Origin of the sequence: Nocardia yamanashiensis NBRC 100130, assembly GCF_001613325.1 — a bacterium.
GTDB classification, from domain to species: domain Bacteria; phylum Actinomycetota; class Actinomycetes; order Mycobacteriales; family Mycobacteriaceae; genus Nocardia; species Nocardia yamanashiensis.
In genome coordinates, this window is record NZ_BDCD01000006.1 from 1 (window position 1) to 11922 (window position 11922).

The following is an 11922-nucleotide window of genomic DNA, read 5'->3' on the forward strand; positions in this document are numbered from 1 at the left end:
ACTGACGTCCCGTCCTCCGCTGATTCCCTTCGCCTCGAAACAATTCGGAGAAATCATGACCATTTCACCCGACGCACTGTCCCAGCACGTGCTCGACGATGACCTCATCGACCGGCTGATCGAGCTGGTGCCGGCGACCAGCGGCCAGACCAACACCGTGCATGCGCCGATGACGGCCGAACCGCTGGCCGCCCTTCCGATCTCCGGGCTCGACGATGTCGAACACGCCTTCACGCAAGCCCGTGCGGCTCAACGCGAGTGGGCCGACCTGCCACCGCGCCGGCGAGCCGAGGTGCTGTCCAACTTTCACGACCTCGTGCTCGACCATCAACAGACCCTCCTCGACTTCATCCAATGGGAGACCGGCAAAGCCCGCAAACACGCCTTCGACGAAGTCCTGGACACCGCGCTCGTGGCGAACTATTACGCTCGCCGAGGGCCCGGATACCTTGCCCCGCAACGACGTACAGGCGCAGTCCCGGTGCTGACCCAGACCTGGGTACTGCACCAGCCCAAGGGCGTCGTCGGGGTGATCTCGCCCTGGAACTATCCGCTGTCCATGGGCGTCACCGACGGACTCGCCGCCGTTATGGCCGGCAACGCCATTGTGCAGAAACCGGACTCGCAAACCCCGCTCACCGCCCTGCTCGCGGTGGACCTGCTGCACCGAGCCGGCTTGCCGCGCGGGCTATGGCAGGTTGTTTCCGGCTCCGGATCGGTCGTCGGCGGCGCGATCATCGACCGCGCGGACTTCGTGTGTTTCACCGGCTCGACCGCGACCGGGCGGCTCGTCGCCCAGCGCGCCTCGGCGCGGCTGGTCGGCTGCACGCTCGAACTCGGCGGCAAGAACGCCATGCTGGTGCTGGCCGACGCGGACATCGACAAAGCCGCCGAAGCCGCTGTGCGGGGCTGCTTCTCGTCAGCGGGCCAGCTGTGCGTGTCCATCGAGCGCCTGTACCTGCACGACACCGTCAGAGAAGAATTCCTGGCTCGGTTTCTACCCCGCGTGAACGCCCTGCGACTGGGACGCTCCTTCGACTGGGAGACCGATATGGGGTCGCTGATCAATGCCGATCAGCTGGCGACGGTCGGCAAACACGTCGAGGACGCACTCGGCAAGGGTGCGGAACTCTTGGCGGGCGGGGCGCCGCGACCAGACCTCGGACCCTACTTCTACGAGCCCACCGTCCTGTCGGGGACACCGAGCACCGCCTTGTGCTTCACCGAGGAAACCTTCGGGCCGCTGGTCTCGGTCTACGGATTCACCAGCGAGGACGAGGTGATCGCGGCCGCCAACACCGGGCACTACGGGCTCAATGCCAGCGTCTGGAGCACCGATATCACCCGCGCCCGCACCATCGCCGCGCGAATCAAGGCGGGCACGGTGAACATCAACGAGGTATACGCCGCGGCCTGGGCTTCGGTGGACGCGCCGATGGGCGGCATGCGCGAATCAGGTCTGAACCGTCGCCACGGGGTCGAAGGAATTCTCAAATACACCGAGCCCCAGACCGTCGCGGTGCAGCGACTCCATGGGATCACCGCGCCTGAATTCCTCGACGACGAGAGATTCGCCAAGGCCGCCACCGCTGGGCTGCGGCTACTCAAGCTCATCGGCTGGAGCTGACGCCCGAGCGATACCGAATTCCCTTCTACGACAGGAATGATCATGTCCTACTCGGTTCGCGTAGCCACGCCGCCGGCCGTCAGGGTCCGGCCCATCGTGTCGCCGGCGCACACGGCACTGCTCCTCGACGGAGCGGTCAAGGTGGCATGTGGCGGCGCACTGCTTTCGATCGCGGCGGGCTTTTTCGAAGTGCGTCACGGTCTTTCGACGGGTCTGCTCACAGTCGCGGGCGCGTTCTTCATACTCATCGGTGTGGCCACGGCCGTCTTGCAGGCACGCCTGGTCAGCGACGAACGCGGAACGGTCCTGGTGATCGCGCTCAATTCCGCGATCGCGCTCGCTGCCACGATGGCAGTGGTGCAACAGTGGCGAGGCATCACCATTGCCGGAGGCGTGCTGTTCTGTGTGACGATCGCTGCGGTGACCATTTCCTCGGCGATATTCGCCTTCGCACGGGCCGCTGACTGAATCTCCGGCTCAGCGAAAAAGCGGACGGTCCAGGGCTATCGAATTGCCCAGACCGTCCGCTCTTTCGTTTCTCGACTGCGCCGTTCGGGTCCGATCAGCGCACGTCGGTTTGCGATCGCTCGCCATAAACGACGCGACCCCAGACCAAGGACATGATCTCGACCCATCGTTCGGCATCGACATCGTTCTCCCCATTGACGAACTCCCGGACCATTTCGATGGCCAGCGCCGACAATGCGAACGCGATGGTGTCCGGTTCACCGTCCAGCGCGACACCGGCCTGCTGCTGCCCGCTGATCCGTTCCGCGAGCGCCGTCCGGAACGCACTGCTGGAAGCATGTACCGCCGCTGCGACGTCGGCGTCGTAGTTGGCGACTTCCAGGAAGGCCGCGATGACCACGCGGTGCGGTTCGAGATAGCCGATAGCTGCGCGCAGCGCACCCGGCATATTCTCCGGGCCGGACGGCCACTCCCCCATCTGCTCGCTCATCCGGGCGGTCACCGGCGAGAGCGCTTCGGCGACGAGCCGGGACAGCAAGTCGTTCTTGTCGACGAAGTGGCTGTAGAACGCCGGGCGAGACACCCCCGCCCGTTCGGCGATCTGCTGGATAGTGATGTCGGAGAACGCCGTTCCCGCTTCCAGCAGCTCGCGCAGCGCGGTCATCAACTCCGCCGCGGCCTGCTTGCGGCGGGCCTTCGCGGTCGATGTCCGATTCGTCAGCATGTCCCCGGAACTCCTTCCACCGGCGGCGGAGTTCGCCGCGTCGCGCCGGCCTCAGCTCGAACGCGTGTCGTACAGGGTGACAAACATGTGTCAGACCCTAGCCTGACGGATTGTTCACGCCAGCACAAGAGCGCCATTGGTCACATGTACAACCCGGCGGCTCTGAAAAGACCAATTCCATTCCCGGACAACAAGTCGTGACGTAACCCGTTGAAGACACCACGCTACGTCCGCATGCTCGAACCGTCACGTCGTCAGCGCAGTCGCGCGCAGCACACAACGACCAAGGAAAAGCATGTCCGCAAAACTCGACGCGGTGCTGGAGCGATTATCAGAATTGTCCCGCCGCGGATACTACAACCCCTACACCCGATTCGACTGGCCTCCGCACGTGGACCGCGATTCTTGGTGGATGGATCAGGAATACCTGACCGTTCACGGCACCCGCGAAAGCCTCGATACCGCTGCGGCGATCCGGCTTTCCCAGGCCGAGACCATCAACTTTTTCAGTCTCCACGTACACGGCATACGCGAACTCATGGGTGAGGTCGCCGTCCGGATACACACGCCGCGCTTCCGGCGCGCATCGGAGTATCTGCATCATTTCCTCGGTGAGGAGAACGACCACATGTGGTTCTTCGCCGAATTCTGCAATCGGTATTGGGACGGGGTGTATCCCGCGCCCGCGCCGAGCCCGATCGCCGCGACGATGAACGCCGGACCGTGGACCGATTTCGTGGTGTTCAGCCGGATCCTGGTGTTCGAGGAACTCTTCGACTACTACAACGCGCGCTTGGCGACCAGTACCGCGGTGCCCCCCATCGTCGCCGAATTGCACGCTGCCCACCATCACGACGAGAACCGCCATGTGGCCTTCGGCAAAAGACTGGTCGAATGGCTGTACACCGAGGCCCTCGAGAATGACGGCGGCCCGGGCAAGGCGGCGGTGGCCACCTATGTCAAGAAGTACATCGAGCATTCCGTGGCCAGCATGTACAACCCGCGCTGCTATGCCCATGCGGGCGTGGACAATCCGCTCGCGCTGCGCCGGAGGCTACTCGGGGACCCGGCGCGGCGGCAGGTGCACACCGACATCATGCGCCGCCTCGACCGGTTCTACCTCGGACTCGGACTCTACGAAGGGTCGTGGGATCAATGACCGCGCCGCCACCCACCGCAGTCGATGACGCCATGCGCGAGATCGTCGGCTTTCTCACCGCCCGCAATCCCGAGTTCCTAGGCACCGATCCCAACCTGGACCTCATCGAGAGCCGGACCCTGGATTCACTGGGGCTGGTCGAATTCCTGCTCTTGCTGCAAGAGCTGACCGGAACCGAAATCGACATGGCGACCTTGGATCTGGACACCGTTCGCACACTCGGGCGGCTCCGCGCCAGCTACTTCATCCAGGAGGAACAATGATCTCGGCCACGGGCTCCGACTACTACACGATCGACGGACTGGCGGTGCTCGGGCCGCGCGTCGCCCGGGTCAAATACAGCCTCGACGCGATATTTCGGCAGTGGGCGAACGACATCGGCGCCCAGGAATGGGAACTCCCATCCCTGCTCACCGAATCCCAGCTGACGGCCTTCGACTACTTCGACAATTTCCCCCATCTCGCGGTGGCCGCGACGCCCACCATGCCGGCGGCGAACGACCGGGAGCGGCTGTTCATCGCCTCCGCCGCCTGCTATGGGGTCTACGCCGCGCTCGCCGACACCCAACTCGACGATTCGATCGTGGTCACAGTCAGCGGCCGATGCTGCCGCAATGAACGGGAATACCGTGGACTGCGCCGGTTGCATCACTTCACCATGCGCGAACTGATCGCCCTCGGATCGGCCGAGCACGCGGCGACGCACCTGGGGTACCTCAAGCCTCGAATCCTTGCTCTCACAGCACATCTCGGGCTGGCGGTGCGCGTGGAGACCGCTACCGATCCGTTCTTCGACCCGAATGGTTCCCGGGCCGTCATGCAGCGACTGCTGCCGGTCAAGGAGGAAGTGCTGACCGACGACGACGTGGCCATCGCCTCCTTCAACAGTCATCGCAACTTCTTCGGCGACCGCGCCCGTATCCGGCATGCCGGCGATGCCGTGCACACCAGCTGCGTCGCTTTCGGCTTGGAGCGCTGGATTCACGCCCTGGACCGGCGCTACGACGGCGACTGGGCGGCCGCAGCCGCCGCGGTCGAATCCTTCCGCGGAGGTGCGGTCTGATGTCCGCACCGATCTTCCTCACCGGAGCCTCCGGCGTCGTCGGCACAGCGTTGCGGGAGCAACTCGAGCCCGGTTCGTACACTGTTCTCGCCCATCGCACCCGATTGACCGGAACGACCTCGGTCGTCGCCGGCGATATCACCCGCCCGAAGTTCGGACTGCCGGCCGACGTCTACGCCCGGTTGGCCGATTCCATCGGATGCGTCGTGCACGCCGCGGCCAATACGCAGCTCAATGCCGATCCGGCCGAACTGGTCCGGCAGAACTGTCTCGGTACCCGGCATGCCATCGAGCTGGCGAACGCCGCGCAGGTGCCGCTCATCCACGTCAGCACCGCCTTCGTCGACGCCATCGATCGCCCCGAAAACAGCGGCGTCCGAATGCATTACGCCGAGTCGAAGCGGGCGGGCGAGCAACTGGTGACCGATCGCGCGCGCCGTTGGTCGATCGTGCGGCCCTCGATCGTCATCGGCGACTCGCGCGATGGGCGCATCGCCGACTACCAGGGCCTGTACCGGCTGGCCGAAATGGTGCGCGACGGCCGGCTGCCGTTCGTGCCATGTCCGGCGGACGCACTGGTTGACGTAATTCCGCAGGATGTGGTGGGAGCCGCGCTGGCCCACCTTGCCAACACCGCGCTCGTCACCGGAACCACCGGAGTGGAACAGGTGTGGCTCACCTCCGGGGCCGCCGCACCCACGGTCCGCGAGGTGGTGCGGGCGTTCGCCGCACCACACACCGAAACCGCTGCGGCCGTGCGTATCCCACGATGCGTCGATCGCGACCAGTACGAGCGATTGATCCGCCCGGTATTCCTCTCCGCCCTCGACGACCGATCGGCCCGCCGGATCGACAACCTCTTCACCCATGTCGCACCGTACGTGTCGATCGTCCAACCGTTCCCCGAACCCACTGCGGTCGGCGACTACCTGCCCGCCACCGCTGACCCCCTCACGGTGCTGGAACGGGCGCTGCGCCACTGGGCGCACGCGACCGGCGGCAAGCCGGAAGGAATCCTCCAGAATGCCTGACTATTGCTTGAAAGCAACAGTTTCCGACACCACCCCGGATGCTGTCTTCGCCGCCATCGCGGACTTCGGCCGTTATCCCGCGCTGGTACCGGACGTGATCGCGGCCCTGACGGTGCGAATCGAGGACGGGCAGCGCCATTCGGATTGGGCGGTCCGCTTCCATGGCGGAACCCTGAAATGGGGCGAACGCGATATCGTCGACGCCGCCACGTACCGCATCGAATTCCAGCAGACCACCGGTGATTTCGCCGAGTTCGCCGGGAGCTGGCAGATCGACGCGGTGCCGGACGGATATGTGCGAGTGTCGCTCGCCGCGAGCTTCGACCTCGGAATGCCTGATGTGGCAGAGATTCTCGACCCCATCGCCCTGGATGCTTTCGACTCGACCATGCGCACTCTACTGACCACCCTGGTCGGCACGAATCTCCAATTCGAGGACACAGCAGCTGTTTCCGGAGGCAAAGCGTGATCGACAGCGCGTACCTGCATTCGATCGGCTGGGCGCGCGGCGAACGACGCTCGTTCCTGGAGCAACTCGATGCGAACTCCCCCGTGCGCACACGCACCGCCCAGGAAGGCATCGAGCACTACTACCAGGCCGACTGCATGCCATGGGAACTCGCACGGCAAGCCGCGATCGAGACCCTCCGCCGTGCCGACCTGACTGCCGATGACCTCGACCTGATCTTGTACTCCACCGAATCGACCGACGCGCGTATCGATATCAGCAAGGATCCCAACCGCTTCGCCGAAGCGATCGGGGCAACCCTGACGCCGTGCATCGCGGTGACCGGCAATGTGTGCGCGAACTTCGGTGCGGCCCTGGCTGTCGCGCGCAATGCGGTGCGGCTGGGCGAGCATCGCACCATCCTGATGGTGACCACCGATATCTGGGATGAGCGCCCTCGCCTCGTCGATGCCGGCACCTGCCTGATGAGCGATGCCGCGGCCGCCGCCATCGTCTCCGCCGACCCGGCGGGCGCAGGGTGGCGCATCGGCCGGATCACCCCGGCCGTGGACCACGGCATGCACGCCGTCGACCCGGCTGTGGACACCATGCACATGGTCCGCGGAACGGTCGCCGGCATCCAGCGCGCGTATCGCGGCTTCTTCACCGACACCACCGCCGCGGACTATGACCATCTGGTCTGCGGAAATCTGGGCGACACCGTCATCCAGATGTTCGCGCGCGTAGGAGGTTTCGAGGAGTCCCGGATGCTGCGCCAGACCGCCGCCAATGGACATTGCCTGGCCGCCGACGTCCTGGTCAACCTCGACACTTTCGCGCCCGGGATGGCCGACGGTGACCGAGTGCTGGCTGTGTCCAGCGGCCACAACTATTGGACCTGTATCGATCTGACGACTGTCCGGGAGACGGCGGCATGAAAATCTTGACCGTACTGGCGATTCTGCGCCCCCGCCACGTCGCGGCCGCCGCACTGCTGCTCGCACTCTGCGGTGCGATCAGCGCGCTGCTGGTCGCGCCGAAACTGACCGCCTCACTTGCCGATTACGACGATCCCGGCTCCGAGTTCGCCGCCTCGGTGGCCGATTACACCGCGCGCACCGGCATCGATCCGGAGCAGGGACTGCAGATCCTGGTCCAGTGCGCGCCCGCCGGTGAGCACCTGTGCCCCGAGGTCAGCGCGGCGCGCACCGCTCTACAAGGCAGTGCGCACGTGGTACGGGTGCTGGATTTCGAGACGACCCACGACCCGCGCATGCTCTCCACCGACCGAACCCGCGGATACCTGCTCGTGGCCCTCGATGCCGCGAGCGGTGCGGACTCCGGCCTGCTCGACGCGGTGCGTGCCAAGCTCGGCGAACAACCGGCCCTACGTGATCGGGTCTTGGTGGGCGGACCGACCGTCGCCAATCACGACACCGCGACCATCTCTACTCAAGACCTGTTCATCGCCGAAATGGTCGCCTTCCCGCTGCTGGCGCTGGCTCTCTTCTTCGTCTTCCGCGGCGCGGTCGCCGCGGCACTGCCGCTGGTGGGAGCAGGCTTCAGCATTGCGACTACCTTCCTCGCGCTCTTCGCCTTCCAGCAAGCGCTCCAATTGTCCACATTCGCACTGAATTTGATGACCGCACTAGGGACCGGACTGGCGATCGATTTCAGTTTGCTGATCGTGTCGCGATACCGGGAAGAAAGGGCCGGCGCGAATACGGCGGCCGCCATCGTCGCCGCAATGAACAGCGCGGGGCGCACCGTACTCTTCAGCGGACTCACCGTCATGTCCGCCCTCGCCACCCTGTGCGTGTTTCCGCAACGCTTCCTCTATTCGATGGGCTTGGCCGGTATCGCGCTCACAGCCGCCTGCCTGCTGTTCTCGCTGCTTGTGCTGCCGGCGGTCCTGATGCTGCTCGGCGATCGCATCGACGCGCTCGGCGGGCGACGCGAAAAACCCACCGAACACCGATGGCTCCGATGGAGCGGGTACGTCGGCCGCCGTCCGGCCCGCATCGCGACACTCGGTCTGATGCTGTTGCTCCTGCTGGCCGCACCGGCCCTGGGCGCACGACTCCAGGGCTACGACACCGACGTCCTGCCCACGAACTCCGATGCGTACCAGGTGACTTCGGCATTGCGATCCGACTTCGACCACGCCGACGCCGCACTGACCGTCATGCTCGCATCCACTGAGTCCGCCGAGCGCGCCGCACAACTGCTCGCCACGCAATCGGGCATCGTCCGCGTCGACCCACCCACGTCGCTGCCCGACGGCTCCAGCCTGCTCGAGGCGAGCATCGACGCTTCGCCGACCGCACCGCGCGCCCGCGAAATCCTCACCGGGGTACGCGCGGCGTTCCCCGACGCGGTGATCTTCGGTGAAGTCGCACGGTTCGATTCGCTCCTGCGCAGTCTCAGCACCCGATTGCCTTACGTGGCACTGCTGCTCATCCTGGTGAGCGGACTGTTCCTGGGAATGCTCACCCGTTCGGTGGTGATCCCGATCAAGAACGCGATTATCGCGGCACTCACCTTGTGCGCCACTCTCGGCGTACTCGTCCTGGTCTTCCAGCACACCCCGATGGGCGGGCTGCAAAGCCTCGAAGTCAGTTCGCTGGTCATCGTCGGCGTACTGGCCTACGGCCTCTCCACCGACTACGCCTCATTCCTGTTCCATCGCATGACCGAGGCCAGGCAGCGGGGCGCAACCCCCAAGGAGGCTGTCACCCAGGGACTTTCACGAACCGGCCCACTGGTGACCGCCGCGGCCCTGCTGCTGCTCATCCCCCTGGGCGCGCTGGTCACCTCCAGGCTCGCCCCGGTGCAAATGCTCGGATTCGGCGCCGCCTTCGCAATTCTGCTCGACGCGACACTGGTACGGGTGCTGCTGGTGCCATCCCTGATGAATCTGCTGGGTTCCTACAACTGGTGGCCCTCTGCGCTCGCCTCCGCAGGACCCGCTCCAGAAGCGATGACGATAGCGCGCCGATGATCGCTGTGTCGGCACCCCAGCGAACGCAGCCGTCCCACACCTACGCCAGAAAGGAGCAACGGGGTCCAATCTGCGCCGAGAACTCATGGGGCCCACGCACGGTGACCACGACCCAGTGCGAGCGTGTCAGTCGGCGGGTGGGCGCGTGATCGGCTCGGTTCGGCGATGCCGGCCGGCCGGGGCCGCCGGGGGCAGCCATACCGACGGAAGTCGCAGGGTCGGGGCGTCGAGGCAGGAGTTGAGGTAGTCGCGGAAGGCTTCGAGTGTGCCGTAGCGGGCCAGGATCTGTCCCAGCAGCTGTTGTGCGTCGGTACTGAGAATCCGCTGCTGCATCCGGTGGTCTCCCCGCTCTGTGCCCTGACGTTGTGGATCGACATGTGTGCAGGCATTCTGCCCCACCGACACCAGCTACCGCCGGGATATCTGTGACTCCGGAAGGTCGGTTTCACGCCAAAACGCGCCATTCATCCGGTATTCGCGCCGCTCGGGTCCCGCTTTCGGAATAACGTCGCAGACGGGGAATCCTCGACGGGCTTGCGTCTTGCGCGGATACGGTTATCGAGGCGCAGTCACGTTTCGGATTCCTCCGGACGCCACCGCGTTTCGTCCCGCGGCGGCGTCCCGGTGTCCCGCTCGACGCCGCCCGCTAGAGCGGGACACCAGCGCGAATGGAGGGGAGACTGATCGGTGGCGGCCCGCCGGGCAGGGCGAGTCGCCGCCGATCAGTCGAGGACGCTCACCGCGAACGAAAGGAAGTCATCCCACGCCTCGCCGGAGAACCAGAGTTCGGGGCCGCCGGGGTGTTTGGAATCCCTTACTCCCACTTCACCGACGGTATGGCAGACCTCGACGCACTCCTGGACTCCCTGGCTGTAGCTGCTTTTGAACCACCCGGCGTGGGCTGGGTTCACGTTCACGCTTCGTACTCCTTCGCGATCCTTCTCAGCAGCAGCCGACTGTCCTCCGGGGTCGATGCCGCGTCGTGGAGTGCTGCCGATACCGCACGATAGCGCTCGAGGTCGGACTCTTTCTGCAGATAGATGTCGGCTGTGAGAACGCTCTCGAGATAGACGACGGGAGGCTCGACCGGGCGGCCCTTGCTGTCCACACCGAAGTCGAGAATCACGAACGGGCCCGGGAGCAGCCCCATGGGGATACCTGCACCGAATGGGAGGACGCGCAGTTCGATGTTGGGGCGGGTGCCGGCATCGGCCAAGTGGCGTAATTGTTTTGCCATGATTCGCGGGTCACCGACCAAGCGCCGCAAAGCGGATTCATGGAGGACGACGTCGAACGCGACGGGCGTGGTCTTCCGGGTCACGATCACCTGTCGCCGCAGCCGCAGGTCGACGAATCGGCGGATTTCCGCATCGGGCGCGTCCCGCAGATGATTTCGAGTCATCGTCCAGGCGTAGTCGGGCGTCTGCAGCAGGCCGGGAACCAGTTCCTGGTATGAAACCAGCTGTCTTGCTGCGGCTTCCAGGCCGACATAGTGGTCGAAACGGCCGGGAATGGGGTCACCGTATTCCTGGTACCAGGTCTTCGCTGCGGCTTGCTCGGCGAGGCGCTTCATCGCGGCGGTGTCCTCGGCGGAACGCTCGTAGATCTCGCAGAGGTGCGCGACGATTCGGACGCGCACCTTGTCAGCGGTGCCCTTCTCCAGCCGGTGCAGTGTGGATGTTCCGATCTCCACGACCTTGGCCGCCTGCGCCATGGTCATACCGACCTCGTCGCGGTACTGACGCAGGAATCTCCCGAGCTGGCGGCGCGGCAGGGTGCTGTCTTCGTCGGCCACCGCTGGTTACCCCCCCCAGGTACCGGAAAGGCTGGACCGCATCGAACGAAATCAGTGTGGCACCGAAACCGGAAACGCACCTGGGGAAATGGCAATTCTCGTTTGGAATTCCAAGAACCACTAGCTGCCGCCCACCTGCGGTGATGTCGTACTTCCGTACCGCCACACCGCGTTCCGGCCGGGTGGGAACGCTCACAACCCGAGGGGTTTCACGATGCTGTCCGCTGCCATTCAGCTTGTTCTCGTCAGTGCCGCCGTACTCGCCTGCCTAGCCGTGATCGTCTGGGGGATCTCCGCCGACCATGCCCAAAACCCGCCCGCGCCAACGGATTCGTTCCTGGTCGTGGGCGGGCGGCGATTCCATCAGGTCCCGGTCGGCAACACCCGCCGCCTCCGCGGCCGGCATCGAGCCGGGTGACGGCATGTACTCGCGGCTCACTCACTACCGCATCCCGGCCACTGTTCAGCTGAGCCCCATCACCGTGAAATGTCTGCTGTGGCGGCACCGGAATTGCGTCGAAGGCGACTCTCCCGCCCCCTCACCGGTTTCGTGCAACGCCAAGCGGCAACTCGTCACGATGCATCGCGACAACGCCTGGACCTGGC

14 protein-coding genes are annotated in these 11922 nt (G+C 65.3%); 10 read left to right on the forward strand and 4 right to left on the reverse strand.

What is annotated here, in order from left to right; all coding sequences use genetic code 11:
• The first annotated feature begins 55 nt into the window (after positions 1 to 55).
• Both NY1_RS05860 and NY1_RS05865 read left to right on the forward strand, forming a co-directional pair.
• Positions 56 to 1627, forward strand: coding sequence for a succinic semialdehyde dehydrogenase (locus tag NY1_RS05860; protein WP_067709504.1), 1572 nt, complete (start codon positions 56 to 58; stop codon positions 1625 to 1627).
• A 42-nt stretch (positions 1628 to 1669) separates the two neighbouring features.
• Positions 1670 to 2095 (forward strand): hypothetical protein, encoded by a 426-nt coding sequence (locus NY1_RS05865; RefSeq protein WP_157762055.1) that lies wholly within the window; start codon positions 1670 to 1672, stop codon positions 2093 to 2095.
• Between the two features lie 94 nt (positions 2096 to 2189).
• On the opposite strand, the gene NY1_RS05870 is transcribed toward NY1_RS05865, so the two are convergent.
• Positions 2190 to 2819 carry a TetR/AcrR family transcriptional regulator gene (locus NY1_RS05870; RefSeq protein ID WP_067709252.1) on the reverse strand — a complete coding sequence of 210 codons (630 nt, stop codon included), beginning with the start codon at positions 2817 to 2819 and terminating at the stop codon, positions 2190 to 2192.
• Positions 2820 to 3114: 295 nt separating this feature from the next.
• Here NY1_RS05870 and NY1_RS05875 point away from each other — a divergent pair, with 295 nt between their 5' ends.
• Genes NY1_RS05875 through NY1_RS05905 form a run of 7 tightly spaced genes read left to right on the forward strand, consistent with a single transcriptional unit; the run spans position 3115 to position 9521 of the window.
• Positions 3115 to 3978 (forward strand): diiron oxygenase, encoded by an 864-nt coding sequence (locus tag NY1_RS05875; protein WP_067709253.1) that lies wholly within the window; start codon positions 3115 to 3117, stop codon positions 3976 to 3978.
• Entirely contained in the window at positions 3975 to 4241 is a 267-nt protein-coding gene (locus tag NY1_RS05880; protein WP_084534691.1) for a phosphopantetheine-binding protein, read from the forward strand. Before NY1_RS05875 ends, NY1_RS05880 begins: the two co-directional genes overlap by 4 nt.
• The gene (locus NY1_RS05885; protein WP_067709255.1) at positions 4238 to 5041 is read left to right on the forward strand and encodes a class-II aminoacyl-tRNA synthetase family protein; all 804 of its coding nucleotides are present in this window, start codon (positions 4238 to 4240) and stop codon (positions 5039 to 5041) included. The genes NY1_RS05880 and NY1_RS05885 overlap by 4 nt, the downstream gene beginning before the upstream one ends.
• Positions 5041 to 6072 carry an SDR family oxidoreductase gene (locus tag NY1_RS05890; protein ID WP_067709257.1) on the forward strand — a complete coding sequence of 344 codons (1032 nt, stop codon included), beginning with the start codon at positions 5041 to 5043 and terminating at the stop codon, positions 6070 to 6072. The genes NY1_RS05885 and NY1_RS05890 overlap by 1 nt, the downstream gene beginning before the upstream one ends.
• On the forward strand, positions 6065 to 6541 hold the full coding sequence (locus NY1_RS05895; protein WP_067709259.1) for an SRPBCC family protein: 477 nt from the start codon (positions 6065 to 6067) through the stop codon (positions 6539 to 6541). The genes NY1_RS05890 and NY1_RS05895 overlap by 8 nt, the downstream gene beginning before the upstream one ends.
• A complete protein-coding gene (locus NY1_RS05900; protein WP_067709261.1) occupies positions 6538 to 7458 on the forward strand; it encodes a beta-ketoacyl-[acyl-carrier-protein] synthase family protein in 921 nt (306 codons plus the stop codon). The genes NY1_RS05895 and NY1_RS05900 overlap by 4 nt, the downstream gene beginning before the upstream one ends.
• Positions 7455 to 9521 carry an MMPL family transporter gene (locus NY1_RS05905; RefSeq protein ID WP_067709263.1) on the forward strand — a complete coding sequence of 689 codons (2067 nt, stop codon included), beginning with the start codon at positions 7455 to 7457 and terminating at the stop codon, positions 9519 to 9521. Before NY1_RS05900 ends, NY1_RS05905 begins: the two co-directional genes overlap by 4 nt.
• 126 nt (positions 9522 to 9647) lie before the next feature.
• Here the strand turns inward: NY1_RS05905 and NY1_RS05910 are convergent, their stop codons facing one another.
• The 3 genes from NY1_RS05910 to NY1_RS05920 all read right to left on the reverse strand — a co-directional run bounded on the left by NY1_RS05910 (position 9648) and on the right by NY1_RS05920 (position 11316).
• Positions 9648 to 9854, reverse strand: coding sequence for a hypothetical protein (locus NY1_RS05910; RefSeq protein WP_067709265.1), 207 nt, complete (start codon positions 9852 to 9854; stop codon positions 9648 to 9650).
• Positions 9855 to 10243: 389 nt separating this feature from the next.
• A complete protein-coding gene (locus NY1_RS05915) occupies positions 10244 to 10438 on the reverse strand; it encodes a DUF397 domain-containing protein (RefSeq protein ID WP_067709266.1) in 195 nt (64 codons plus the stop codon).
• Positions 10435 to 11316: a helix-turn-helix domain-containing protein gene (locus tag NY1_RS05920; protein WP_067709268.1), complete on the reverse strand. Its 882-nt coding sequence runs from the start codon at positions 11314 to 11316 to the stop codon at positions 10435 to 10437. The genes NY1_RS05915 and NY1_RS05920 overlap by 4 nt, the downstream gene beginning before the upstream one ends.
• A 214-nt stretch (positions 11317 to 11530) precedes the next feature.
• Between NY1_RS05920 and NY1_RS42650 the strand changes: the two genes are divergently transcribed.
• On the forward strand, positions 11531 to 11734 hold the full coding sequence (locus NY1_RS42650; protein WP_157762056.1) for a hypothetical protein: 204 nt from the start codon (positions 11531 to 11533) through the stop codon (positions 11732 to 11734).
• Positions 11735 to 11922: the final 188 nt, after the last annotated feature.